We start from the raw sequence: 25,394 nt of genomic DNA, 5'->3' as shown, positions 1-25,394 counted from the left end.
ACTCGCCGTCATGGCCACCGAAGACATGCGCGGCGGATCCACTCCCGTCGAACGACAGCGACCGCCGATGACCGCGGACGAAGCGACGACCCTCGAGGCGTGGCTCGACTTCTACCGCGACACGCTCGCGCTCAAGTGCGAAGGACTCGACGAGCAGCAACTGCGCACCGCGTCGGCGCCGCCGTCGGAGTTGACACTGCTCGGGCTCGTGCAGCACATGACCGAAGTGGAACGCTCCTGGTTCCGCCGCACCCTCACCGGCGAGAACGTGTCGTCGGTGTACCCGACGACGGGTGGCCAGCACTCCGCGGGCTTCACCCTGCTCGACGAGGTGTCCGCCGAGCAGGCGATGACGACGTGGCGCGATGAGATCGCCGTGGCGAAGCGCAACTGCGCGAACCACGTACCCGACTCGACGACGACGCTCCACGACCAGGAAGTCAGCCTGCGCTGGATCTACACCCACATGATCGCCGAGTACGCCCGCCACGACGGCCACGCCGACCTGCTCCGCGAACGCATCGACGGCGAAACCGGCGTGTGATCGCGCCCGCGAGTACCGCCCGGTGCGCGCAGCTCAGCAGTCCGACACCGTCCACCACACGGCGAACCCGTCCGGGTACGTGCCCCTCGGACACGGACGACTGCAACCCGAACTGCTCACCTCACACGAAACGCCGAGCCGGACGTGATGTCCAACCCGGCGTTTGCGCTGTTCACAGCTGCGGAAGCGGGGGGATTTGAACCCCCGGTGGGTTGCCCCACGCTCGATTTCAAGTCGAGTGCATTCGGCCGCTCTGCCACGCTTCCCCGGCGCTCAGGGTAGCGCGCCACGATCAGCGACGGGCCCGGCGGGCGAGGTTCCGCCCACCCGCATCGCACACACCCGGGCACCCACCGAGCACCCGCGCCGCGGCACCCGCACCTACGCCGCAGCCCCAGCACCAGCACCGCCGTCGTCAGCACGAGCGCGCCGGCACCGCGCGGCGACCGCCCATGACCCCGGGCCTACTCGTCGAGCTGCTCCAGGTGGCCGAGCACTCGGGTGAACGCTGATCCCAGCGCGGCCTGTTCGTCCTCGGTGAGCAGGTCGATCATGTGGGCACGGACCCCCGCGACGTGCTTCGGCGCGGCCGTGCGCAGCAGCGCTACGCCGGCGTCGGTGAGTTCGGCCGTCACGCCACGTTTGTCGTCGGGATCCTTGCCCCGCCGGATGTGCCCGGCACGTTCCATCCGGCCGATCTGGTGGGACAGCCGACTCTTCGTGGAGCCGAGGAGGGCCGCGAGCTCGGTCATGCGCATGCTGCCGGTCGATGTCGCCGACAGCGCTGCCAGCACCTCGTAGTCGATCAACGAGACGTCGTGCGCCTCGACCAGTTCACGGTGCAACCGCTGTCGCAGGCGCAACGTCGAGACGATGTACGGCCGCCACGCGGTCATCTCCTTCTCGGTGAGCCACCGCGTCTCGCCCGGGTCAGCGTCAACAGCCATGCCCGGAGACTAGAACCTCTCCGCCTGTCAGGCTTGTGCACCTCCGCCGACGGGAGCACGCTGGAGTCACGGAGGGAGCCGGCCGAGCCGAATGCCTCCGCTCACCGGGCAGCTCGCCGACTCCGCCCCGGGAAGGGTCAGGTGGTGCCGTGGCAAGAAGATCAAGGCATAGCCGGCGGCCCATGGCGCCGGACCCGGCGCGCGATACCGGGGCGCAAGGCCCGCCCGCGCCGGAGACCACGTTCCCCGCGACCGGGGCAGCGACGGCGGCCCGGTCGCGCGGCAGTGGGGCGCATGCACCTCAGCCGCCGGCGATTCGCCCATCGCAACCTCGGTAACAGCCTGGGCGTGGCCACGCGCCGCGCCCAGGCCAACCCGGGTCGGGCCATGCCCGGTCAGGCCCGGTAACCGAAGCTGCGAACAGCAAGCAGAGAATCCTCCGTGAGATGCAGCAGTGCCCGTCCCCCATGGGCAGGGAACGGGCACTGCGTTCGTCAGCGTGTCGGCCGCAACGGGTCAGGAAGTGACCTCGTGTGCGCGGTCCGCGGCCACGGCGGCGACCTTCTTGTTCGCCGCCCGCTGCTTGGCGACCTCGGCCTTGTTCTTCTTCTCGGCCGGGGCGATGTGGTTGACGTCCTCGGTGCTGAGCGCGTATTGCGCGGTCACCTGGGCCATCGCGTCGGCGTTGACGTCCAGGGCGTCGTAGTCGACGTTGCCCAGGTTGTCGCAGGGCGTGTGATAGCAGGGGTCGAACGCCTCACCGGCGGTTCCGCCCCACTTGGCCGCCTGCTCCTCCGTCTTGACGTCCTCGGCACCGGTGAACAGGCCACCGGCCGGGATGCCGTAGGCGATGAACTCGCCGTAGTCGGAGCGGCCGGTGAAGTCACTGCCCTCGGCCTCGATGCCGCGCTCGGCGAGCGACTCCTCGAACGCCTTCTCGATCTGCGCCGAGCCGTACGGGCCCGCGCCCGCACCCTCGCCTTCGGAGTCGTCGCCGTCGAGGGTGAAGTAGGCGGCGTTCGGCGACCCGATCATGTCGAAGTTGAGGTACATCGCGATGTCGAGCTGCTGCTCCTGGCTCAGCGAATTGACGTAGTGCGTCGAGCCGACCAGGCCGAACTCCTCGGCGCTCCACCAGGCGAACCGGACCTTGTTGTTGACGTCCGGGGAACCGCCCAGCTGCAGCGCGGTCTCGAGCAGGGCCGCCGAACCGGTGCCGTTGTCGTTGATACCGGGACCGCCGGTGACACCGTCGAGGTGGGCGCCCGCCATCACGACGTTGTCGTCGCGGCCGGTGGTGGTCTCGGCGATCACGTTGTAGGTGGTGCGCTCCTCCTGCAGCTGCCGCAGCTCGAGCGTGATGTCCTGCCCGTCGGCGTCGATCAGCGTCTGCGCGTCCTCCTGGCTGATGCCACCGGTCGGGATCACGGCGCTGTCGGCGTCACCGAGCGTGCCGTTGAGCGGGCCGGGCTCGTTGTTGTAGATGATCGCGGCGGCCGCACCCGCCTCGGCGGCGGCGGCCTGTTTGTCGGCGAACGAGCAGGCACCGCGCTGCACGAGCGCGATCTGGTCGGTGACGTCACCGTAGTCGGCGGCCTCGCAGCCCGGGGTGTCGTCCGGCTCGATGGCGGCGACCGGGGCGGTCATCCCACCCTCGTCGGTGTTCTTGCTGTACTCCATGACGACGACCGGCACGTCCTCGCCGCCGACCGTGAGTTTCTCGGCGAGTGTCTCCGTGTAGGTGAACGGGAACTGCTGCCGCGTGATGTCGAAGCCGGCGCCGGCGAGGCGCTGCGCCATGTATTCGGCGGACGTCTCGTGTCCTGCCGAACCGGCGGCCCGGTGGCCGTCGTGAGCGTCGGCGATCCGCTGCATCGCGATCAGGTGCCGCTGCATGGCGCCGAGTTCGACCTTCTCGGGCAGCTCGTCCGGCAGCGATTTCGGTGCGGCCTGCGCCGTTGCGGTGCCGGTGAGCACCAGGCCCGCACACGCCGCTACGGCCGTGACAGACCGCAACTTCCCTCTACTGAATGACATCTGATCCCCTTCTGACTTTGCGGCGTCACTTTTGTGCGAGTTCTCCGAAACGTCAAGGTCCGTTCGTAGGAAAACCACGTGGTCACAAGGGAATGGCAATCACGGCCCGCCACCGCGAAGGTATGAACCGTCGCCGCTGGGACACGCTCCGCGGAGTGACATACAGTCGCGGTATGCGCGCGATCATGCTCCGAGAACCCGGCCCTCCCGAGAACCTCGAGCTGACCGAGGTGCCCGACCCCGAGCCCGCACCCGGCGAGGTGCTCCTCGACGTCGCGGCCACGGCCGTGAACCGCGCCGATCTGCTGCAGCGCCAGGGAAACTATCCGCCACCGCCCGGCGCCAGTGAGATCCTCGGCCTCGAATGCTCGGGCACCGTCGCGGCGCTCGGCGAGGGCGTCACCGGCTGGGAGGTCGGCGACGAGGTGTGCGCACTGCTGGCCGGCGGCGGGTACGCCGAGAAGGTCGCCGTACCCGCGGGCCAGCTGCTGCCGCTGCCGACCGAGGTGGAGCTGCACTCGGCCGCGGGGCTGCCCGAGGTGGCCTGCACCGTGTGGTCCAACCTCGTGATGCACGCGGGTCTGTCCGAAGGGGACGTTCTGCTGGTGCACGGCGGCGCGGGCGGCATCGGCACCCACGCCATCCAAGTGGCGAAGGCACTCGGCGCGACGGTCGCCGTCACGGCCGGTTCGGCCGACCGCCTCGAGCGGTGCAGACAACTCGGTGCCGACATCACCCTCAACTACCACGAGCAGGACTTCGTCGAGGAACTGAAGACCGCGACGGGCGGCGCCGACGTCGTGTTCGACAACATCGGCGCGAAGTACCTCGACCGCAACATCGACGTGCTGCGCGACAGCGGCCACCTGGTGATCATCGGCATGCAGGGCGGCATGAAGGGCGAGCTGAACATCGGCAAGCTGCTGCGCAAGCGCGGGACCGTGTCGGCGACGGCATTGCGCTCGCGGCCACTCGAGAGCAAGGCCGCGATCGTGGCCGACGTGCGCACGCACCTGTGGCCGCTGCTGGACCAGGGCACGGTACTGCCCGTCATCGACCAGGTGCTGCCACTGGGCAACGCCGCGGAGGCGCACCGCGCACTCGACGAGGGCGGAGTGTTCGGCAAGGTCGTCTTGACGGTGAAGTGACCGCCGCCCGTCTCCCGGGGCGTCCCGTACGCACCCGGGTGACGGGCACCCCGCGGTGCGGTTCGCCTGCTATCACGCGGTGCTGGGTGGCCGCCGCGACCGGGCGGTTCCCGGCCACACGGCCGCGGACTCCGGCGCGTGGTTCGTCAACTCAGGGAAGTTCGGCGAGGACGCGCGTCAGCTGGCCGATCTCGAAGCCGTTCGAGTAGTGGGCCAGACCGATACGGACGGCTCCGCCGACCTCGCCGATGCCGAGCGCCTCGAACAGACCGCAGCTGCCGGGGTCGGCGAACGCGCAGAGCCCCTGCCGCGCAAGGTAGTCGGCGACGTCGGAGGCCTTGCGGCCGTCGGCGTAGAACGCCAGCGCCGGGATCCGCCGCACCGGTGCGCCCAGCACGGTCACGTGCGGCAGCGACCGGAGGTCGGCAGAGAGCTGGTCGAGCAGCCCTTCCTGATAGGACTTCGCCGAACCGAGCGAGGTGAGCAGCCGCTCGCGGCGCGTGCCGGTCGCCGAGTCGTCGAGTCCTGCGAGGTAGTCGACCGAGGCGATCAGCCCCGCGAGCAGCGGATACGGATGCGGGCCCAGCTCGAGCCGCTCGGGACCGGTCGCCTCCGGTGACAGCGCCGCGGGCGGCAGCTGCGACAGGAGGTCGGGGTCACGAAACACGAGCGCACCGATAGCCGGACCGCCCCATGCCTGCGCCGACAGCACGACGACGTCGGCGCCGAGGGTCGACATGTCGAGCGGGACGAACGGCGCGGCGTACGTCGCGTCGACGACCATCAGCGCGCCCGCCTGCTGCGCCGCCGAGGTGATCGGCTCCAGGTCGGGACGGGTGCCGACGGCGCCGGAAGCCGCGGTCACGGCGACGGCCTTGGTGCGCCCGCCCACGAGATCGCGGTACTGCCATTCCGGCAGTTCGCAGTTCTCGATGTCGATCTCGCCCCAGCGGGCCTTGCCGCCGACGCGGTTCATCGCGCGCAGCCACGGCGCGATGTTGGCCTCCTCGTCGAGCCGCGACACCACGACTTCGTCCCCGATCGTCCACCGCGTGGACAACGTGTCCGCGAGGCGGGCGATGAGCACCGAAGCGCTCGGCCCGAGGACCACGCCGTCGGGCTCGCCTCCCACGAGGTCCGCCACGGCGCGCCGGGCCGCGGCCACGATGCTTTCCGCCCGCTGTGAGGCCGGAAACGCTCCGCCCGGACCGGAGACCGGAGCCCGCATCGCCGTCGAGACGGCCGACGCGACCTGTTCGGGGACGAGCATTCCGGTTCCACCGTCGAAGTGAATCCAGCCGTCACCCAGAGCGGGGAACAACCCACGAATCCGAGCGACGTCAAACGCCATGGGAACAAGGTACGGAGGCGGGTTTTCGCCGCGCACCCGGGGCCCGACCTCCGGATCGACCGTCCGGATCGACGGCTGAATCCGGCGGTGGCCGATTTGCCCGGCCTGGCCGCCCGTACTGCCCGTACTGCCCGGCCGGGCACGCGGTGCGGCCGCCCCACCGACGCGGCCACCCGCCGCCGGCGCGTCGACCTCCCCTCCCCCTGCACCCGGGTCGACAGGCCGGTGCGCACCGGAAGTACCGCCGGGGTGAGTACCCTCGAAAGCTGCGACACCCTCCCGCAGCGAGCCAGGATGGAGCTATGACGGAGCCGAACACCCCGTACGCCACACCCTCCGAGGACCAGCACGTCATGGTGGTCGGGCCGGACGGTTCCCCGGTCGGCGCAGCGCGCGTCAATCCGGAGGCCGCCGACGGCGAGGCCGAGAACCCGGGCGAGTCCGTCGGCGACATGGTCGAAGAGCCCGCGAAGGTCATGCGCATCGGCACGATGATCAAGCAGCTCCTCGAAGAGGTGAAGGCTGCGCCGCTCGACGACGCGAGCAGGCAGCGCCTGCGCGAGATCCACCAGACGTCGATGAAGGAGCTCGAGGAAGCGCTCGCCCCGGACCTGCGCAAGGAGCTGGAGCGCCTCGTCGAACCGTTCACCGAGGACAGCACGCCGTCCGACGCCGAACTGCGGATCGCGCAGGCACAGCTCGTCGGCTGGCTCGAAGGCCTGTTCCACGGCATCCAGACGGCCCTGTTCGCCCAGCAGATGGCCGCCCGCGCTCAGCTCGAGCAGATGCGCCGCGGCCTGCCGCAGGGCTCCGCCGAGGGCGCTCCCACCGGCATCGGCAACCCGGGCCAGTACCTGTAACCGAGGCCGAACCCCGAGTTCCGTCGACCGGAAGGCCGTCGGTCCTTGAGGCTGTCAGTCTTTAAGGCCGTCAGTCCTTGAGGCTGTTCAGCCAGCGGTTTACGGTGACCGAGTAGTCGTTGCCGTACTGCTGCTCCCCACGGGCGACGGCGGCTCGGACCTTCACCTCGACCTGCTGCGCCCACTCCGGCTTGGCGAACACGAACTGCCAGCTGCCGCTGCGCGCCTGGAACGGCCCGATCTGTGAATATCCCGCCACCGCGATCGGAATGTCGAGGTCGTGCACCGTGTCGGGGATGTTCTCGCCGGGCGACGGCACGACGATCACCGCCGGATCGTGGGTCCGCACCACCGAGTCGGGCCTGGCGCCGTCGGCGATGAGGCCGTCGTTGCGGCCGCTGTAGTCGACGGCGTTCCAGCCGCTGTAATACGGGATGACGCCCGGATCGGCGACCGCGACGGTGCGCGCGCCCGCGGGCACGTCCGCGTCGGCGAGCGCCCTGCCGATGGCGGCGTGCGTGCGTTCGAGATCGACGCCGGTGTTCGCCACGGCGGGCAGCCCGGGCGACATGACGCCCGCGACCGCCACCCAGCCGACCGCGAGGATGCCGACACCCGCCTGCACGAACCGCACGCCTGCCATCGCGGCCACGGCCACGCCCGACGCCAGGCACAGCACGGGGAACACGGTGAAGGCGTAGCGGTGGAGTGCGTCGGCCTCGGGCGGGCCGAACAGTACGAGCGGCACCCCGGCGGCGAGCACCGTCACGCAGAAGAACACGCCGACGCGGCGCAGCTCCGGCCACGTCAGCAGCGCCACCGTCAGCAGCAGCAACGGGGCGAACACCACGACCGTCGACCACAGCCACGCCCCGTCGAACCCGATAGAGCCGACCGCGTCGCTCCACGGCTTCGGCACGAGGTGGCTGTACTGCACGATCGTCCACACCACGCAGCCCGCAGCGAGCACCGCGGCGATCGTCAAGCCCACGCGCGCCTGGCCGGACAGCCGGCGCGACCGGAACCAGACGATGAACCCGGGCAGCACCGCGATCAGCGCCTCGGGCCGCAGGGTCGCGGCGAGCACCAGCAGCAGCGGGGGTTCGAGGTCGACGACGTGACGCTCCTCGACGACACGCATCCCCAGCACGGCCATGCGCAGTACGACCAGCGCCACCAGGCCGGTCTCGAGCCCGCCCGCGAGGTGGAAGTACGTCGGAAGGAACAGCACGTAGGCGCACCCGGCCACGACCGCAGCGGCACCGTCGACCGCGCGCATCAGCAGCACCAGGGTCGCCACCCCGGCCGCCACACCCGTCACCTGCGCGACGAGCACCGGGTCGGCACCGAACAACGCGAAGAGCGACTGCCACAACGTCCACAGGAGACTGGTGAACCCTTCGACCGGGTTGTGGTCGCCGACGTTGTAGACGAGACCGTGCCCTTCGGCGAGGTTCTGGGCATAGCGGGCGTCGACGAAGGTCGCGTCGGTGACATACGACCACGCCATCCAGGTGCCGAATGCGAACAACACCAGCAGGCCCGCCGCGGTCACGGCCAATCGATTCACGGCCGCAAACTATCAGCGGCGCCACCGGCCTCCGAGACCTCCCGCCTCCTCCGAAATGGGGACCGACAAACGGCGTTGACCTGGCATTTCGGGCCCTTTTACACCCACATGGGCGATATGGTGACCGCAGAACCCGACGCGCGCGTTCGCGCTTTCGCGGCAGCAGTACCCTCGTATCTCGTGCATGCCACAAGCACTTCGACGGCCACTGATTCGCCGGGCAGCGAATCAGGCGACAGCCCAGGGACGAAGTCACCGATGAACGCCGACACGACCGACACCGCGCCCGTTCCCGGCAGCCGGTCCTTCAAACGCGCCTTCGACGACATCCGTTCGGGCCTGCGGCAGACGGAACTGTGGGGCCACCTCGGGTGGCAGGACATCAAGCAGCGCTACCGCCGTTCGGTGATCGGCCCGTTCTGGCTGACGATCACCCAGGGTGTCATCGCGCTCGGCCTCGGCCTGCTGTACTCCCAGCTGTTCGGCCTTCCCATCGAGACTTTCCTGCCCTACATCGTCACGGGTTTCATCGTCTGGGGCTTCGTCAGCGGCTGCATCACGGAGGGCATGCAGACCTTCATCTCGAATGAGGGCCTGATCAAACAGATGCCGGCGCCGCTGACGATCTACGCGCTACGGACGGTGTGGCGGCAGACGTTGATGGCAGCGCACAACGTGATCGTCTACGTGATCATCGTGGCGATCTTCTTCCCCGCGCTGTCGCAGCAGTACGGCGTCCAGGACGACGCGTGCACCACCGGCAACGGCCTGTGCCACCCCGGTATCGACTGGTCGATCCTGTCGGCCGTGCCCGGTTTCATGATCCTGGCGCTGAACGCGGGCTGGGTCACGCTGATGCTCGGCGTCATCTCGACGCGCTACCGCGACATCCCGCAGCTCATCAACTCGCTGATCCAGCTGCTGTTCTACCTGACGCCGATCGTGTGGCCGATCGACCAGCTGTACGCGGGCAACGGCCGCGAGGGCGTGTCCTGGGCACTGCCCATCATCGAGCTCAACCCGCTCTACCATTTCGTCCAGATCGTGCGTGCGCCGCTGATCGGCCAGCACATCGACGGCAAGAGCTGGATCGTCGCCATCGCCATCACGATCGTCGGATGGGCGCTCGCGTTCGTGGTGATGCGCAACTACCGTGCCCGTGTCTCGTATTGGGTGTGACACCAGATGGTCAGCATTGACGTGCGCAACGCCTACGTGGACTTCCCGATCTTCGACGCCAAGACGCGGTCGATGAAGAAGCGGGTCCTCGGCAAGGTCGGCGGCAAGATCGGTTCGGACTCGAAGGTCCCCATCATCGAAGCGTTGCAGGACGTGAACCTGCAGCTCTCCGACGGCGACCGGCTCGCCCTCGTCGGCCACAACGGCGCGGGCAAGTCCACGCTGCTGCGGCTGCTGTCGGGCATCTACGAGCCCACCCGCGGGTCGGCGAAGGTCACGGGCAAGGTCGCGCCGGTGTTCGACCTCGGCGTCGGCATGGACCCGGAGACGTCCGGTTTCGAGAACATCATCGTCCGCGGTCTCTTCCTCGGGAAGAGCCGTAAGGAGATGGAGAAGCGCCTCGACGACATCGCCGAGTTCACCGAGCTCGGCGACTACCTCGCGATGCCGCTGCGCACCTACTCCACCGGTATGCGCGTGCGCCTCGCCCTGGGCGTCGTCACCTCCATCGACCCCGAGATCCTCATCCTGGACGAAGGCCTCGGCGCGGTCGACGCGTCCTTCATGAACAAGGCCCGCGACCGACTCAAGGACCTCGTCAAACGCTCGGGAATCCTCGTGTTCGCCAGCCACTCCGACGAGCTGCTGCTCGAGCTGTGCGACCAGGCCATGTGGATGGACGAGGGCCGGGTGCGCCAGCACGGCAGGCTGCGCGAGGTCCTCACCTCGTACAAGGGCAAGGACCCGTTCCAGAACGTCAGCCGCGAGGTCCTCGAACGCCTCGGCCAGGCCAACCCCGACGACGTCGCCAAGCCCTCCGACGGCAAGGTGGACGGCAGCGACGGGCAGGCCGCGGACAAGTCCGCCGCCACGGCTCCGGCGAACGGTGGCTGACATGGGCGCCCTCCCCGAAGGCGCGATCGCCGCCGTCGTCGTCACCCGCAACCGCCGTGAGCTGCTCGCGGAGTCGTTGAAGGTCGTCGAATCGCAGACCCGGCCCGTCGACCACCTGATCGTCGTCGACAACGGCCCAGAGGAGGAGTCGGCGCGCGACGTCGTGGAGGCGTACTCGCGGCCGGTCACGTACCTGCCGTCGTATCGCAACCTCGGCGGCGCAGGCGGGTTCGCACTGGGCATGCTGCACGCCCTGGCGCTCGGCGCCGAATGGGTGTGGCTCGCCGACGACGACGGCAGGCCGGCCGACGAACACGTCCTCGAAACGCTGCTCACCGAGGCCGAACGGCGCGGGCTCGCCGAGGTGTCGCCGATGGTCGTCAACATCGACGAGCCCGAGAAGTTGGCGTTCCCGCTGCGGCGTGGTCTGACGTGGAAACGCACCTCCTCCGAGCTCGGGGAGGACTTCCTGCCCGGCATCGCCTCGCTGATGAACGGTGCACTGTTCCGCGCGTCGACCCTCGAAGTGACGGGCGTGCCCGACCTGCGGCTGTTCTTCCGCGGTGACGAGGTGGAGCTGCACCGGCGGCTCGCCCGCTCCGGCTTGCCGTTCGGCACCTCGCTGCGCACCGCATACCTGCACCCGAACGGCTCGGACGAGTTCAAGCCCATGCTCGGCGGCCGATTCCACGCGCAGGATCCGGAGAACGAGGTCAAGCGCTACTACACCTACCGCAACCGTGGATTCCTGCTGTCACAACCGGGAATGCGCAAGATCGGCGCACTCGAGATCGCCCGGTTCGGCCTGTACTTCGTGGGCGTCAAACGTGACCCGAAGGCGTTCGTCGAGTGGCTGCGGCTCGTCCGCCAAGGCCGCAAGGAACACTTCTACCGCTACTGAGCTCCCCGACGGACACCTTGGTGGCATCAAACGCACCTTGGTGGCATCGAACACAGCCACGCGCCAGCGTGCCGTTGAGGGGTGGTGGTCGGGCCGGCGGGCGGGCGCCCCAATCTTCCCCTCGCGCGTGGCACCCTCCGTCACCACTCGGCGAAGCCGCCGTCCTCGTGGCGCCAGATCGGGGAGCGCCACCGATGCCCAGTCTCCGCGGCCTTCGCGACGGCGGCCTCGTCGATCTCGACGCCCAGGCCCGGCGCGGTCGGTCGCTGGACGTAGCCGTCGGCGAACGCGAACACCGCTGGGTCGGCCAGGTAGTCCAACAGGTCCGAGCCTTGGTTGTAGTGGATACCCAGGCTCGTCTCCTGGATGAGCGCGTTCGGGCTGGCGAAGTCGACTTGCAGGCTGGCCGCAAGTGCCACCGGGCCGAGCGGGCAATGCGGTGCCAGCGCGACGCCGTAGGCCTCGGCGAACGCCGCGATCCGCCGGCATTCGGAGATACCGCCCGCGTGCGACAGGTCCGGCTGAACCACGGCAACGCCCTGCGGCAGAACGTCACGGAAGTCCCACCGCGAGAACAGCCGCTCACCCGTGGCGATGGGGATGGTCGTCGACGCGCAGATCTTTCCGATGTCCGCCGACAGCTCCGGCACCACCGGTTCCTCGACGAACATCGGCTGCAACGGTTCCAGTTCCCGGCACAGTACCCGCGCCACGGCCGGCGAGATCCGGCCGTGGAAGTCGACGGCGACGTCGCGGTCCGGGCCCATGACCTCGCGCACCGCCGCGACGCGGTCGACGGCTGCCCGGATCTGGGCGGTCGTCTCCAGCGGCCGCATCCGCCCGGTGGCGTTCATCTTCACCGCGGTCAGACCGGCCTCGACCTGCCTGGCGGCCTCCTCGCCGACCTCGGTGGGTTCGTCGCCGCCGATCCAGCAGTAGATCCGCATCGTGTCCCGCACCGCCCCGCCCAGCAGCTCGTGCACCGGCACACCGAGCGACTTGCCGCGGATGTCCCACAACGCCTGGTCGATGCCGGCCACCGCGCTGGACAGGATCGGCCCGCCCCGGTAGAAGCCGCCCTTCGTCAGCACCTGCCAGTGATCCTCGATGCGCGTGGGGTCGGCGCCGATCAGGTAGTCCGACATCTCGTCGACCGCTGCCGCGACAGTATGCGCGCGGCCCTCGACGACCGGTTCTCCCCAGCCGACGATGCCGTCATCGGTCTCCACTCGCAGGAACAGCCAGCGAGGCTCGATCAGGTACGTCTTGATGCTGGTGATCTTCACGGGCGATGTCTCCTGTTCGGTGCCGGGTAGGGGCGGCCGGGTCAACCGCGGTGGCCGAGGTCAGCGGCGATGGCCTTCGCCGCGGTGGCGAGCCGCGGAACCAGCCCGCGGAGCGCGTCGACGTCGGGGGACGCCTGGATCGTGGTGATCGAGACGGCCGCATCGACGCCGGACGACTGGGGCACGGGGATACCGATGCAGTGCACGAGCGGTTCGAACTCGCCCAGGTCGGTGGCGTAGCCGCGGTCGGCGGTCACACGCAGCTCGGCGAGGAACGCCTCGGGGGTCGTGATGGTCTCGTCGGTGTGCTGTTCGAACCCGCACCGGGCCATCAGCCGGTCCCGCGACTCGGGCTCGAGGCCGGCGAGGATCGCCTTGCTCACCGACGACGTGTGCAGCGGCACGGCACGGCCGACGCGCGACCACATCCGCATCGTCGCCGGGTGTTCGATCTTGTCGACGTAGACGATCGCATCGTCGATGAGCTGCGCCAGGTGCACCGTCGCGCCGACTTCCTCGGCCAGTTCCAGCAGGTGGCCGTGCGCCGCGCCGTGCAGATCCACGTTGTCGAGCGCCTGCTGGCCGAGCTCGGCGAGCCGCAGGCCAAGGCGGTACTTCCCGTCACCGCCGCGTGCGATCAGCCCGTCGGCGAGCAGCGGCTGAATCATGCGCAACGCCGTGGAGGAGTGCACGCCCACGGCCTCCGCGAGCACTGACAGCGACCGCGGACCGTCGGCCAGCTGGCGCAGCACGAGCACCGCCTTGGCAACCGTTGTCGACATCTCACTCCTTGACCTTCGACCGCGCAGCGTACAGACTGATGCAGAATTTACAAGTCATTTGCAGATATTGCAACCTATGCGAACACGCCACGGACTCACCGGAGGTATGGCGATGAGCTCGACGAAGCCCCCGCAGAGCGGGGCCTCCGAAAGCAGTGCCGCCGGCACCACTCCCGAAAGCGGGGCGCTGCTCGGCGACGCCCTGCGGAGTACGCGGATCGTCGCGATCCTGCGCGGACGCTCCGGTGAGCACGTCGACGCGGTCGTGGACACGCTCGTCGACGCCGGCGTGCGCTGTCTGGAGATCACGATGAACACCCCCGGCGCACTCGACGCCGTCCGCGGCGCCGCGGAGCGGCACGGCACGTCCGCAAAGGTGGGCGTGGGCACGGTGCGCACGCCGGAACACGTGAATCGTGCCGCCGAGGCAGGCGCGGAGTTCGTCGTCGCACCCGACACCGACTCCGACGTGGCGGCCCGCGTGCACACACACGGCCTCGGCTACTTTCCCGGCGCGCTCACCGCCACCGAGGTCACCACCGCCGCGAAACTCGGCGCGACGGCCGTCAAGATCTTCCCCGCGAGCCTGACCGGTCCCGGCTACATCCGCGAACTCCGTGCCCCACTCGACGACATCGAGCTGCTGCCCACCGGCGGGGTGACGCTGGATCTCGTGCGCCCCTACCTCGACGCCGGGGCGTGCGGACTCGGCATCGGCAGTCCACTGCTGGGCGACGCCCTCGACGGCGGCGACCTGGGCGAGCTACGCAGGCGCGCCCACGCATTCCTGGCCGAAACCGGGGCCGCCGCATGAGCGGGCTCGTCACCCTCGGCGAGGCGATGGCCGTGCTCACCTCGCCCATCGTCGGACCGCTGCGGCATGCGCCGAACCTGACCCTCGGCGTCGCCGGTGCCGAAGCGACCGTCGCGATCGGCGTGGCCCGCCTCGGGGGCCAGGCCACCTGGATCGGGCGCGTCGGCGACGACGAGTTCGGCAGGCTCATCCGGATGACCCTCGCCGGTCAGCAGCTGCCCGCCGAGCACGTGCTGACCGACGAACACGCGCCGACCGCGCTCATGGTCAAGGAGCGGCGGACCGGAACGCGGACTCGCGTCTCCTACTACCGCACCGGCTCCGCAGGATCCCGGCTGCGACCGGCCGACGTCGACGAGACCGCGGTCCGGCGGGCCGGCGCACTCCACCTGACCGGCATCACACCCGCACTGAGCGAGTCCGCCCGCGACGCCGCGTTCGCCGCGGCCGAGACGGCCCGCGCCGCCGGCGTGACGATCTCCCTCGACCTCAACTACCGCCGCGCGCTGTGGACTCCCGACGAGGCCACCGCGGCACTGCACCCCCTGGCATCGGCAGCCACCGTAGTGTTCGCCACCGAGGACGAGGCGCGACTGCTCGTGGACGGCTCCGACCCGGCACAGCTAGCCCATGCCCTGGCCGCACTCGGACCGCGCGAGGTCGTGATCAAACTCGGCGGGGACGGCGCGGTGGCCCTGACCGATGGGGAGATCATCACGGTTCCGCCGCGGCCCACCACCGTCGTCGACCCGGTGGGCGCGGGCGATTCCTTCGCCGCCGCATACCTGGCCGCCCGACTCCGCGGCGATCCCGTACGGCAGCAACTGGACGACGCGGCCGCGGCCGGAGCACTGACCGTCGCGGTCAGAGGCGACTGGGAAGGCCTCCCCGACCGCAGTGAGCTCGCCGCCGGCGCCAGCGACGTCACCCGCTGACACACCGCGCCGACCTGAGCGCTCGAGTCCGAGCAGCGCAGCCGATCGCAACGACCGAACCCGTTGCCACCAACAGCGCAATCGCCGAACCCCGGGCACACGAATTCACTCAGTGTTGAGAAAAGGAAACCGATGGAAGAGATAACGCCGGCCTACGGAGTGGGCCCACTGCTGGCGATCGCAGCCGGTGCCGTCGCGCTGCTGCTGTTGCTGATCATCAAGTTCCGGGTGCACGCGCTCATCGCACTCGTACTGATCAGCGTGCTGACCGCGGTGGCCACGCGGATCCCACTCGACGAGCTCGTCGACACGTTGATGGGCGGTTTCGGTACCACCCTTGCCGAAGTCGGCCTGCTCGTCGGCCTCGGCGCGATGATCGGCCGCCTACTGGAAGTCACCGGAGGCGCGGACGTCCTGGCCAATTCGCTGGTCAACCGGTTCGGCGCGAAACGGGCCCCGCTGGCCCTCGGCGTCGCCGCCCTGTTCTTCGGGTTCCCGATCTTCCTCGATGCCGCGTTCGTGGTGTTCGTCCCGATCATCTTCAGCGTCGCCACCCGTTTCGGCGGTTCGGTGCTGTTCTACGCGCTGCCGCCGCTCGGCGCGTTCGCCGTGATGCACGCCTTCGTCCCGCCACATCCCGGCCCGGTCTCGGCAGCCGAGTTCCTCGACGCCGACATGGGCCTCGTACTGCTCGTCGGCCTGGTGATCGCGGTGCCTACCTGGTATCTCGCAGGCTACGTCGGCGGCAAGATGATCGGACGCCGCGTGGACCTGGCCGTGCCGGCCCTCTCCCTCGCCGGTACGTCAGGAACCAACCACGGCACCGGTGACTCGGCTGACGGAGACACGGCTGGTGGGGACACGGCAACCGGGGATTTGCCCTACCCGAGGTTCCGCACCGTCATCGGAATCCTCCTGCTGCCGATGGTGTTGATCTTCCTCGACACCGGTCTGAACACCCTCGGCACCGCAGGCGTCGTCGACGCCGACGCAACCTGGGTGCAGGCACTGCGGGTACTCGGCGCAACCCCGATCGCACTGCTCGTCACGGCGCTCGTCAGCCTCGTGGTGCTCGGCCGCGGCCGTTCCCGCGCCTCGGTGGAGAACATCGTCAACGGAGCGCTGGCGCCTGTCTGCGCGATCATCCTGATCACCGGCGCGGGCGGCATGTTCGGTGAGGTGCTCTACGTCAGCGGCATCGGCCAGGCCCTGGCCGAAACGCTCAAGGACCTCGGCATCCCCCTCATCCTCGCGGCGTTCCTGATCTCCACCGGTCTGCGCGTGGCCCAGGGTTCGGCCACAGTCGCACTCACCACCACAGCCGGCCTCATCGCGCCGACCCTCGCCGCGACCGAAGGCGTGACACCGTTGTACCGCGCCCTGCTGGTGATCACGCTCGCCTGTGGCGCCACCGTGCTCTCGCACGTCAACGACTCCGGGTTCTGGCTTGTCGGCCGCTACCTGGGCATGGACGTCAAGACCACACTCAAGACGTGGACGGTGCTGGAGACATTGATCGGCGTCATCGGATTCGGCCTCGTGCTGGTGCTGAGCATTTTCGCTTAGCACCGCCACGTAGTCAGATCGCGACGCGTGGCCCGGCGGTGCGACCCGCACCGCCTGGCCACGCCGCTACAAGTACGGTTCGAGTTGGGTGTAGAGCTGGGAGACGATGCGGGCGTTGTCGGCCGGCGCGTAGGTGGCCCACTTCTGGCCGTCTTCGGCGGCTCGCTGGGTGCCCAGGTGCCGGCCGTCCTCGTTGTCGAACCACATCACGGGATCCAGCTTGGCTGGTCTACCGCCGTCGCCGGGCACGAACGCGGTGATGAATCCGATGCGCTCCATCTTCTTCTCGAACAGCCGGGCGACGGCCCGTTCCTGCGACGTCGTCTGTGACGACCGCGGCGCTTTGACGCCGCCGAACGGGTCATAGCCGCCTTCCGCCTGCCGCGACTTGCGCGCGGCGGGCACCGGCACGGTGATCGATTGGCCGGGGGCGGGTTTCGTCAGCGGCAGTAGGTCCACCAGCTCTGCGACGAAGTTCGTGGGCCGCACCTCGGTGAACGTCAGCATGTTGGCGTCCTGGCGCACGAGGAGGGCGAACTGGCCGTCGGAGACCGACCGCGCGTAGATCTCCTCCTCGTCGGCGAGCTGACCGGCCAGGGCCACGATCAGTGGCGCACGAACGAAGGTCTCCAAGGCGGTTTCGGCATCCGGCTCGAGCCGGCCGCCGCGAGCCAGGCCGCGTGTCTCGAGGTCGCGGAACACGGCCTCGCGCACCTGGTTGCGTTGGGTGTGGGTCGTGCCCATGTGCGGGATCTCGAACGGAAACGGCGACCTCCCGAGCTTGTACTGCTCGAGCAGGATGTCCACTGCCACCAGCGACAGTGAGAACGTTTGCGCCATCTCTCCCCCGGTTCTGCTCCGCCTGCGGGCAGCACGTTAGCAGCCCCGCCTCATCCGACGGTTCCGCTCCCGGAAATGCGGCGGCCTCCCGACAATCCGCTGTCGGCGAACCGCCTTGCCCACACCCGTCGGCGGTGACCAGGCTGAGGTATGACCGAAACCAAGCCCGCGCTCGTGCTGCACCTCGTCAGCGGCGGCGAACCACTGGTGTTCCCACTGCACGCCGACGCCGTCGACGAGGTGACCAGCCAGCTGAACCTGCATCTCGACCACGGGTCGGTGCAGAGCATTCGCGACGCCGACGACCGCACCGTGCACGTCAACTTCGCGCACGTCGCCGCGGCGTACGTCGACGATCTGCAGCGATCCGGCAAGGTGTTCGGCATGCCGTGACCGCGAGCCCGCCGAGACACCGCGGTGCCGCAACACCGGAGCCGCAATGCCGTGGCGCTACGACTCCGGTGCTACGCGGTTCTCCGGTGCTACGACTCCAGTGCTCCGCCGTGCTGCGGTGCCGTGGTGCGTGACGCAGGCCGAACACCCGCACGGATCAGAGTTCGTAGAGGCGCTTCCAGTTCTCGCGGCTGGTCAGCTCCGGCATGGCGCGCTTGTACTGCGCCTGCACCGCATGCCCCTCCTTGCGGAGACGGCTGACCACCTGGACCGCACGCTTGCCGAGGTCGACCATGCGCTCCTTGTCGTAGGACCGCACGCGCACTCCCTCCTGCGAGGCGTCGGTGACGACGGCCGTCTTGAACAGCGCGATGTGCCACCAGTGCGCCTCGTCGGCGGGGACGGCGCCCAGGTTGAACCGGTGCTTGCCGAGCGCGCGGTTCACGATGCGCTTGAGCAGCACGGCGCGCTGCATGCTCGGCCGCGGCGCCGTGTTGTTGATGATGATGTTGTTCGACGGGATGCCCGGCACGTTGGTCGGGTCGTGCCGCTTCGTCTCCGGGTACTGCCCGCGGATCTCGCGGATCTCCTTCATCGCCGCGACACCGCCGTCGTGCAGGATCTCCGGACCCTCGAGGAAGTCCTCGACGGCCTTGATCAGCGTCGCCGTGAGGCCGTACTGCATGCCGAGCAGGTAGCGCACCACCTGCGCCATCAGCACCCGCGAGAGCAGGTTCAGGTCGAACGGGCTGTGCAGCGCCGCGGTGATGATCGAGTTACGCAGGTTGAAGTAGCGGTGCCACTCGTCCCAGTCCTTCCAGTGGAAGTCGGCGTGCCACACGCCGGCGCCGGGCAGCGTCACCGTCGGGAACCCTGCGGCGCGGGCGCGGTAGCTGTACTCCGCGTCGTCCCACTGGAAGAAGAACGGCATCGGGTAGCCGACCTTCTGCACGACCTCGGACGGGATCAGGCACGACCACCAGCCGTTGTACCCCGCGTCGAGCCGGCGCTCCTGGCGGACCTTCTTGCCGCGCCGGTCCACCCCGAGCAGGTCGGCGGTCTCCGGGCTGTGCGGCACCGGCACGCCGGGCTGCAACGCGTTCAGCTGCGCGTACTCGGCGCCGACGTGCAGCTGGTTCGGGTGCAGCAGGTTCAGCATCTGGCCGCCGACGATCATCGGGTTGGCCGCCTTGTTGGAGAACGCGGTCAGCCGGATCACGATGTCCGGCTCCAGCAGCACGTCGTCGTCCATGAACAGCACGTTGGCGTGCTCGGCGGCAGCCTGGCCCGCCACCTCGTACAGGCCGCGGGTGAAGCCGCCCGCGCCGCCGAGGTTCGGCTGCTTGATGTACTTGAGCTTGTCGCCCAGCGCCGCGGCCACATCGGCGAATCCGTCGCGCGAGTCGACCGTGTCGTTCCCCTGGTCCGCGACGTAGATCGCGTCCAGCGTCTCCAGGGCTGGCAGCGAATCGGCGAGCGTGCGCAGGTTCGACAGGCAGTCGTCGGCGCGGTTCATCGTGCAGATCGTCACCGCGGTCGGACGGATCTCCTCGGGCGCGTCGACGGTCCAGCGCACCTGGGAGACCGTGAGCCGCTCCATGGCGTCGGTCTCCAGGTCGAGCCACAGCCCACCGCCGTCGACGAACTTGTCCAGCTTCGCCTCGAGCGTCACGGTGCGCTGTACGACGTCGGTCATGGCCTCGGCGGCGACCGTGCGTGCCTCACCCGCGACGTCGGATGCCCGCACCATCAGCTTGCCGGAACCGCTCACGATCGCCTCGACCGTCACCGACCGGACAGCCGTCCAGCGCTGCCAGTACGACGCGGGGAACCTGCCGAAGTAGGTGTTTCCCGTGGCCTTCGCCGACGGCTCGAGCGTCACCGTCTCACGGTCACGCGACGCGACACCCGCGACGACCTCGAGGTACAGGTCCTTGCTGACGACCGCGGACGGCCCCTCGAACAGGCCTCGCTGCGCGAGCAGACGCCCCGACGCCGGGGTGTGGGCCTGCAGCAGCGAGCCGGCCGTCGCCTCGGTCGTCACTGTTGCTTCACCGGACATGAGAGGCGTCCTCCAAGTAGTACAGGGCACCGGATTTGAGGTTCGACGTGTTCACATCGCGGAATCGGCACCTCGTCGGCGTCACTCCAACGCGCGAACGCCAGTAAGGTACAGGCCGCCCCTCAGCGGTTCGCACCAGGCTTCATCACCCACGTGATTCCCGGAACACAACCCATTTCAACATCACGAAATTGATCACGGTGGCCGTTCCCTGCGCGATGACCCACGCAGCCGCGACCCGCCACCGGAAGTCGTCGGACAACATCGCGAGCATCAGAGCGTTCGTTCCGACGTTGACGAAGAACGTCGTCGTGTAAAGCGCCGCGAACCCGCCGATCTGCCCGGCACCACCCTTTTGGGCTGCCGTAAATGTGAAGCGACGGTTAAGGAAATAGGCGGTGGTGGTGCCGGCGATGAAACTGAGCGCCTTCGCCAAATGCACCCACGTACCGGCCTGCAGCAACAACCAGTACAGGCCGGAGTCGACCAGTGCGCAGAACCCACCGATGAGAACGAACCGGGCGATCTGTGCCACCAGACCGGGCGATGCGGGCCTCGCCGCCTCGCCGGCAGGAGATTCCATCGTTGTCACCGCTGCACCTTATGTTCTGCCGACCGTGCGTGTTCTGCGTGTCGTGTTCCCGCGAACCCGGTTCCGACCTGCGTTTTTCCGGCCGACTGCTCCCGAAGGCGCCGCGTCGATTCCGGGTCCGTGCTTATCGAGTGTAGGGATCGGACATTGTGGCACCGGAGACAGGCCATATCTCGAGATGGTTACCCTGACTCGAGTGAGCACACCCACTCCCGAACGGCACATCGAGCGGCGCACCCTGGCCGGGTGGGGCAGGACGGCCCCGACCACGGCGAACGTGCTCGCCACCCCGGACGTCGAAATGATCGCGCGCGCGGTCGCGCAGGCGGGCGAACGCGGCGTCATCGCGCGTGGCCTCGGCCGGTCCTACGGCGACCCGGCGCAGAACGCCGGCGGCCTCGTCGTCGACATGACCGCGCTCGACCGCATTCACTCGATCGACCCGGACGAGGCGATCGTCGACGTCGACGCGGGCGTCAGCCTCGACTCGCTGATGAAGGCCGCCCTGCCGTACGGCCTGTGGGTGCCGGTCCTGCCCGGCACGCGCCAGGTGACGATCGGCGGCGCGATCGCCAACGACATCCACGGCAAGAACCACCACAGCGCGGGCAGCTTCGGCAACCACGTCGTATCGCTCGACCTGGTGACGGCCGACGGCCGCGTGCGCACCCTGAGCCCGGACGGCCCGGAGTCCGACCTGTTCTGGGCCACCGTCGCCGGCATCGGCCTGACCGGCATCATCGTGCGGGCCCGGATCAGGATGACGCGGACGGAGACGGCGTACTTCATCGTCGACAACGACCGCACCGACGACCTCGACGGCACGCTCGAGCTGATCAGCGACGGTTCCGACGAGAACTACACCTACTCGTCGGTCTGGTTCGACACCATCTCGAAGGGCCGCAAACTCGGCCGGGGCGCGTTCGCCCGCGGATCGCTGGCCAAGCTGGACGACCTTCCGCCGAAGCTGCGCAGCGAACCGTTGAAGTTCTCGGCGCCGCAGCTGTTGACCGTGCCGGACGTCTTCCCGAACGGGCTGATGAACAAGCTGTCGCTGAGCGCGATCGGCGAGTTCTACTACCGCTCCACCCCGAAGCAGGGCCGCGGCGCGATCCAGAACATCACGGCCTTCTACCACATGCTCGACCTGGTCGGAGAGTGGAACCGCGGCTACGGCAGCAACGGCTTCCTCCAGTACCAGTTCAGCACGCCGCTCGGCGCGAACGACGGCCTGCGGCGGATCGTAGAGAGGGTCGCCCATTCCGGGCACTACTCGGCGCTGAACGTGTTCAAGCGCATGGGCGAGAGCAATCCGGCGCCGCTGTCGTTCCCGCACCCGGGCTGGATGGTCTGCCTCGACTTCCCCATCAAGCCCGGCCTCGCGCAGCTCTGCAACGAGCTCGACGCGATGGTCCTCGAGCTCGGCGGACGCCTGTACACGGCGAAGGACTCGCGCACGACCGCGGAGACGTTCCACCGCATGTACCCGCGCATCGACGAGTGGAAGAAGATCCGCCACTCCGTCGACCCCTACGGCATCTTCATCTCCGACATGGCCAGGAGGCTGGAACTGTGATCGACGCGGTGGGCAACCCCCAGTCGCTGCTGCTGCTCGGCGGCACCTCGGACATCGCGCTGGCGATCGCCGAGAAGTACCTCGCCCAGCGCCCGCTGCGGGTCGTGCTGGCGGCCCGGCAGTCACCGCGCCTCGACGAGGCCGCCCAGCGCCTGCGCACCGCCGGCGCCGAGGTGGAAACGGTCGACTTCGACGCCACCGACACCGATTCGCACCCGCTGGTGATCGACAAGGCGTTCTCGGGCGGCGACATCGACGTGACCGTCGTGGCGTTCGGCCTGCTCGGCGACGCCGAAGAGGCGTGGCAGGACCACGCGCAGGCTGTCGAAATGGCGACCGTGAACTACACGGCACCCGTGTCGGTGGGCGTGGCGCTGGCCGAACGGCTCAAGCAGCAGGGCCACGGCTCGGTGATCGCCCTGTCGTCGGTCGCGGGCGAGCGCGTACGCAGGTCGAACTTCGTCTACGGTTCCACGAAGGCCGGCTTCGACGGCTTCTACCTCGGCCTCGGCGAGGCACTCGCGCCGTACGGCGTCCGGGTCACGGTCGTGCGCCCCGGCCAGGTGCGGACGAAGATGACCGAAGGCATGGACAAGGCCCCGCTGGAGCAGACCGCCGAGTCGGTGGCCGACATCGCCGTCGACGCCGCACGCCGCGGCAAGGACCTCGTGTGGGCACCCGGCACGTTCCGCTGGGTGATGTCGGCACTGCGGCACGTGCCGCGCCCCATCTTCCGCAAGCTGCCCATCTGACGACCCGATCGCGACGCTGACGACAGCGGCTCCGCCACCCGACCGCGGTGGCGGAGCCGCTGTTTCGTGCGCGGCGATTCCGTTTCGAGTGCGGCGGCTACTGCGTGACCCAGTAGCCGTAGCTGGTGTACTCCGGGTACGGGCTGAGCAGCGGCCGGACCGGTTCGAGGGTGACCTCGGCGTCCTTCGACGTCACGAATTCGCCGGGGATGTCGAACGAGCGCGTGCGCCAGGCGTCGCGGTTCGGACCGAGGTCCCAGACGCCGACCTCGCGCCCGTCGACGCGCACGCGCACGAACTGTTCGACACCGTTGACCATCACCCTGCTGGTCAGTTTCGCGTCCTGACCGGGCTTCAGGTTGCCGACGCGGAACGTCTCACCACCCAGGATGTACCGGCTGCTGTCGATGACACCGTCCTGCCGGCGCAGGTCCGTGTAGGGCTGCACCCCGGGCTGTTCCATCTGCGGTGTGTAACCGTGGCCGGTTTCGGAGTCGAGCGAACCGACATCCACGTGGTCGCGTACATCCCCGGGAACCGGCGCGGCGTCACCCGTGCCGGCGAGGCTCCAGTTGGCCTTGCGTACCGTCAGCTCGTCGAACGGGACGATGCTCCACCCTGTGCTGTCGCGCGGCACGTTCAGTTCGAACGTCATTTCCGGCTGCGGTTCGAACACGCCGGTGTCGACGAACGAGTGCATCGCCGCGCCGGGCCACTGCTCGTACACGGCGAAGTAGTCGGGCCGCTCGCCCTCGGGCATGGCGCGCAGCTTCTCGTACAGCGCGCCCGGGCCGTGGTTGCTGGCCTCGGCGAACCCGTTCGTGGTCAGACCGATCGTGTCGACGACCTTGCGCTCGCTGTAGTACGCCACCGCGCCGACGTCCTTGACACCGACGACGGCGTCCGGCGGCAGGTTGCCACGCAGCCACGCGGCGACCGAGACGTTCGTGTCCCGGATCGTCGCCGCCTCCCAGCCGAACCGCCACGCCCACTGCGGCAACGCCATCAGCGAGAACAGCAACGCGACGGCCGGCAGTAGGTGCAGCGCCGCTTGGCGGAACCGGCCGCGCGCAACGAGCCGCGACACGGCGTACAGGCCGATGACCGTGACGACGATGTACAGCGGCAGGAACGGCTGGAAGTACCGCAGTTCGTGAATCAGCGCCGTCGACAACGTCGACACCGACAGCACGATGCCGGCGAACGCCACGGCCAGGGCGATCGCCAACGACCGCCACCGGCGGTGCTTGACCAGCAGATACGCCAAACCGAGCACGAAGACGATCAGCATGCCGGGGAAGGCGTAGTTCTGCCCGGACAGGCCGTTGAAGAAGCCGACGGCACCCCGCAGGTTCTCCGTGGCGCGCTGGACGAAGTCCCCGATGTAGAACGTGGGCCGGTCCGACATCAGCGACTTGGACTGCACGCCGTTGGCGGAGAACGTGCCGGTGGCGATCCAGTAGAACAGGTACTGGCCGACCGGGGCGAGCAACGGCAGCAAGGCCCACGATGCCGCGCGCGGACGCCGCGTGTGCCCTGCGCGCCTGCCTCCCAGCGTCGTCCACAGCATCGCGCCGATCAACGCGATCGCCAGCACCATGCCTTCCGGCCGCACCAGCGCGAGCAGCACGCCCAAGACAGGCGTCCAGCGGAACCGGCCGTTGGGGCATTCCCGCACGAACAGGTACACCGTCCCGACGGCGAGCAGGGCGGTGAGGCCGACCTCCATGCCGCTCGCCGCGCCCCACATCAGCGGGCCCGACACCGCCGTCAGCACTCCTGACCAGATTCCGACCACACGACCCACGAGCAACCGGCCCAAGTGGTACGTCAGGCCCGTCGCGAACGCGGTGCAGACGATTCCCGTCGCTACGGCGTAGCCCAGCAGGCCGTTGCCGCTGAACCCGAGCAACCAGCCGACGGCCAGCACGAACGAGTACAGGATGCTGCTGGCCCCCGTGCTGATCGGGTCGCCGGGGTTGAATCGGAACAGCTCACCACTGCCGAGCTGCTTGCCGTACTGCAGGTGGATGTAGACGTCGTCGAGCGGTGCGATGAACGTGCCCTGGTTCCACACCATGTCGACGACGACGAACACGACCGCGACGAGCGCCGCAGCGGCACCGAGCAGCCAGGCGATCGGATCCCGCCCCGACAGCACATGCCGGAGTCGTCCCGCTGCGCCCGACGCCGTCGTGTCCGACGAGGTCGCCCTGTCGGACGAGGCCGCCGTATCCGGGGAGACCCCGTCCGTCGAACCAGCGGCCCCGGAGTCCGGGCCGTCACTGGTCGGGCCGCCGTCACTCTGCGCGGTCATGGATGCGTCCGCCTCGTGTGTCGTCATCGCTCCTACCCGTTCGGCCAG

General features: G+C 69.1%; 22 protein-coding genes and 1 tRNA gene. 12 read left to right on the top strand and 11 right to left on the bottom strand.

Annotated features, from left to right (window positions below; translation table 11 throughout):
• Nucleotides 1–10 precede the first annotated feature (10 nt).
• Entirely contained in the window at nucleotides 11–544 is a 534-nt protein-coding gene (locus LY40_RS08860) for a DinB family protein (protein WP_258936500.1), read from the top strand.
• A gap of 181 nt (nucleotides 545–725) precedes the next feature.
• Here the strand turns inward: LY40_RS08860 and LY40_RS08855 are convergent.
• From LY40_RS08855 to LY40_RS08845, 3 genes are all read right to left on the bottom strand, one after another.
• A tRNA-Ser gene (locus LY40_RS08855) sits at nucleotides 726–810 on the bottom strand.
• A 198-nt stretch (nucleotides 811–1,008) separates the two neighbouring features.
• Nucleotides 1,009–1,491, bottom strand: coding sequence for a MarR family winged helix-turn-helix transcriptional regulator (locus LY40_RS08850; protein WP_183780423.1), 483 nt, complete (start codon nucleotides 1,489–1,491; stop codon nucleotides 1,009–1,011).
• A 516-nt stretch (nucleotides 1,492–2,007) separates the two neighbouring features.
• Nucleotides 2,008–3,528 (bottom strand): M28 family metallopeptidase, encoded by a 1,521-nt coding sequence (locus LY40_RS08845; protein WP_183780427.1) that lies wholly within the window; start codon nucleotides 3,526–3,528, stop codon nucleotides 2,008–2,010.
• Between the two features lie 173 nt (nucleotides 3,529–3,701).
• Between LY40_RS08845 and LY40_RS08840 the strand changes: the two genes are divergently transcribed.
• Nucleotides 3,702–4,676 (top strand): NAD(P)H-quinone oxidoreductase, encoded by a 975-nt coding sequence (locus LY40_RS08840; RefSeq protein WP_183780430.1) that lies wholly within the window; start codon nucleotides 3,702–3,704, stop codon nucleotides 4,674–4,676.
• Between the two features lie 151 nt (nucleotides 4,677–4,827).
• Here the strand turns inward: LY40_RS08840 and LY40_RS08835 are convergent, their stop codons facing one another.
• Nucleotides 4,828–6,027, bottom strand: coding sequence for a cysteine desulfurase-like protein (locus LY40_RS08835; protein WP_183780433.1), 1,200 nt, complete (start codon nucleotides 6,025–6,027; stop codon nucleotides 4,828–4,830).
• Between the two features lie 302 nt (nucleotides 6,028–6,329).
• On the opposite strand from LY40_RS08835, the gene LY40_RS08830 reads away from it, so the two are divergent.
• Complete coding sequence (locus LY40_RS08830; protein WP_183780436.1) at nucleotides 6,330–6,887, top strand: bacterial proteasome activator family protein; 558 nt, start codon at nucleotides 6,330–6,332, stop codon at nucleotides 6,885–6,887.
• Between the two features lie 70 nt (nucleotides 6,888–6,957).
• On the opposite strand, the gene LY40_RS08825 is transcribed toward LY40_RS08830, so the two are convergent.
• Nucleotides 6,958–8,457 (bottom strand): DUF8728 domain-containing protein, encoded by a 1,500-nt coding sequence (locus LY40_RS08825; protein WP_258936499.1) that lies wholly within the window; start codon nucleotides 8,455–8,457, stop codon nucleotides 6,958–6,960.
• A gap of 258 nt (nucleotides 8,458–8,715) precedes the next feature.
• On the opposite strand from LY40_RS08825, the gene wzm reads away from it, so the two are divergent.
• The 3 genes from wzm to glfT1 are packed head-to-tail and all read left to right on the top strand — an operon-like array spanning nucleotide 8,716 to nucleotide 11,431.
• Nucleotides 8,716–9,636: a galactan export ABC transporter permease subunit Wzm/RfbD gene (wzm, locus tag LY40_RS08820; protein ID WP_183780442.1), complete on the top strand. Its 921-nt coding sequence runs from the start codon at nucleotides 8,716–8,718 to the stop codon at nucleotides 9,634–9,636.
• A 6-nt stretch (nucleotides 9,637–9,642) separates the two neighbouring features.
• Nucleotides 9,643–10,530, top strand: coding sequence for a galactan export ABC transporter ATP-binding subunit Wzt/RfbE (gene wzt, locus LY40_RS08815; RefSeq protein WP_183780445.1), 888 nt, complete (start codon nucleotides 9,643–9,645; stop codon nucleotides 10,528–10,530).
• A 1-nt stretch (nucleotide 10,531) separates the two neighbouring features.
• Nucleotides 10,532–11,431, top strand: a complete 900-nt coding sequence (gene glfT1 / locus LY40_RS08810) for a galactofuranosyltransferase GlfT1 (RefSeq protein ID WP_183780449.1) — start codon at nucleotides 10,532–10,534, stop codon at nucleotides 11,429–11,431.
• 140 nt (nucleotides 11,432–11,571) lie between these two features.
• Here glfT1 and dgoD read toward each other — a convergent pair whose 3' ends face one another.
• Nucleotides 11,572–12,717 (bottom strand): galactonate dehydratase, encoded by a 1,146-nt coding sequence (dgoD, locus tag LY40_RS08805; protein WP_183780452.1) that lies wholly within the window; start codon nucleotides 12,715–12,717, stop codon nucleotides 11,572–11,574.
• Between the two features lie 41 nt (nucleotides 12,718–12,758).
• Complete coding sequence (locus LY40_RS08800; RefSeq protein ID WP_183780455.1) at nucleotides 12,759–13,499, bottom strand: IclR family transcriptional regulator; 741 nt, start codon at nucleotides 13,497–13,499, stop codon at nucleotides 12,759–12,761.
• Between the two features lie 112 nt (nucleotides 13,500–13,611).
• Between LY40_RS08800 and LY40_RS08795 the strand changes: the two genes are divergently transcribed.
• The 3 genes from LY40_RS08795 to LY40_RS08785 all read left to right on the top strand — a co-directional run bounded on the left by LY40_RS08795 (nucleotide 13,612) and on the right by LY40_RS08785 (nucleotide 16,814).
• Nucleotides 13,612–14,313, top strand: a complete 702-nt coding sequence (locus tag LY40_RS08795; RefSeq protein WP_183780458.1) for a bifunctional 4-hydroxy-2-oxoglutarate aldolase/2-dehydro-3-deoxy-phosphogluconate aldolase — start codon at nucleotides 13,612–13,614, stop codon at nucleotides 14,311–14,313.
• Nucleotides 14,310–15,248 (top strand): PfkB family carbohydrate kinase, encoded by a 939-nt coding sequence (locus LY40_RS08790; protein ID WP_258936498.1) that lies wholly within the window; start codon nucleotides 14,310–14,312, stop codon nucleotides 15,246–15,248. The genes LY40_RS08795 and LY40_RS08790 overlap by 4 nt, the downstream gene beginning before the upstream one ends.
• Nucleotides 15,249–15,380: 132 nt before the next feature.
• Complete coding sequence (locus LY40_RS08785; RefSeq protein WP_258936497.1) at nucleotides 15,381–16,814, top strand: GntP family permease; 1,434 nt, start codon at nucleotides 15,381–15,383, stop codon at nucleotides 16,812–16,814.
• Between the two features lie 66 nt (nucleotides 16,815–16,880).
• Here the strand turns inward: LY40_RS08785 and LY40_RS08780 are convergent, their stop codons facing one another.
• Complete coding sequence (locus tag LY40_RS08780; RefSeq protein ID WP_258936496.1) at nucleotides 16,881–17,654, bottom strand: ESX secretion-associated protein EspG; 774 nt, start codon at nucleotides 17,652–17,654, stop codon at nucleotides 16,881–16,883.
• A gap of 150 nt (nucleotides 17,655–17,804) precedes the next feature.
• Between LY40_RS08780 and LY40_RS08775 the strand changes: the two genes are divergently transcribed.
• Nucleotides 17,805–18,047 (top strand): hypothetical protein, encoded by a 243-nt coding sequence (locus tag LY40_RS08775; protein ID WP_183780470.1) that lies wholly within the window; start codon nucleotides 17,805–17,807, stop codon nucleotides 18,045–18,047.
• A gap of 157 nt (nucleotides 18,048–18,204) precedes the next feature.
• On the opposite strand, the gene LY40_RS08770 is transcribed toward LY40_RS08775, so the two are convergent.
• Both LY40_RS08770 and LY40_RS08765 read right to left on the bottom strand, forming a co-directional pair.
• Nucleotides 18,205–20,109, bottom strand: a complete 1,905-nt coding sequence (locus tag LY40_RS08770; RefSeq protein WP_258936495.1) for a glycosyltransferase — start codon at nucleotides 20,107–20,109, stop codon at nucleotides 18,205–18,207.
• A gap of 145 nt (nucleotides 20,110–20,254) precedes the next feature.
• Nucleotides 20,255–20,692, bottom strand: coding sequence for a GtrA family protein (locus LY40_RS08765; protein ID WP_183785095.1), 438 nt, complete (start codon nucleotides 20,690–20,692; stop codon nucleotides 20,255–20,257).
• A gap of 187 nt (nucleotides 20,693–20,879) precedes the next feature.
• On the opposite strand from LY40_RS08765, the gene dprE1 reads away from it, so the two are divergent.
• Nucleotides 20,880–22,277, top strand: a complete 1,398-nt coding sequence (gene dprE1, locus LY40_RS08760) for a decaprenylphosphoryl-beta-D-ribose oxidase (RefSeq protein WP_183780476.1) — start codon at nucleotides 20,880–20,882, stop codon at nucleotides 22,275–22,277.
• Nucleotides 22,274–23,029, top strand: a complete 756-nt coding sequence (dprE2, locus tag LY40_RS08755) for a decaprenylphospho-beta-D-erythro-pentofuranosid-2-ulose 2-reductase (protein ID WP_183780479.1) — start codon at nucleotides 22,274–22,276, stop codon at nucleotides 23,027–23,029. The genes dprE1 and dprE2 overlap by 4 nt, the downstream gene beginning before the upstream one ends.
• Nucleotides 23,030–23,126: 97 nt before the next feature.
• Here dprE2 and LY40_RS08750 read toward each other — a convergent pair whose 3' ends face one another.
• A complete protein-coding gene (locus LY40_RS08750) occupies nucleotides 23,127–25,346 on the bottom strand; it encodes an ArnT family glycosyltransferase (RefSeq protein ID WP_258936494.1) in 2,220 nt (739 codons plus the stop codon).
• Between the last annotated feature and the right edge of the window lie 48 nt (nucleotides 25,347–25,394).

Source organism: Prauserella salsuginis, from assembly GCF_024648885.1.
Lineage (GTDB): Bacteria > Actinomycetota > Actinomycetes > Mycobacteriales > Pseudonocardiaceae > Prauserella > Prauserella salsuginis.
This window is presented reverse-complemented; position numbering and strand designations above follow the sequence as displayed.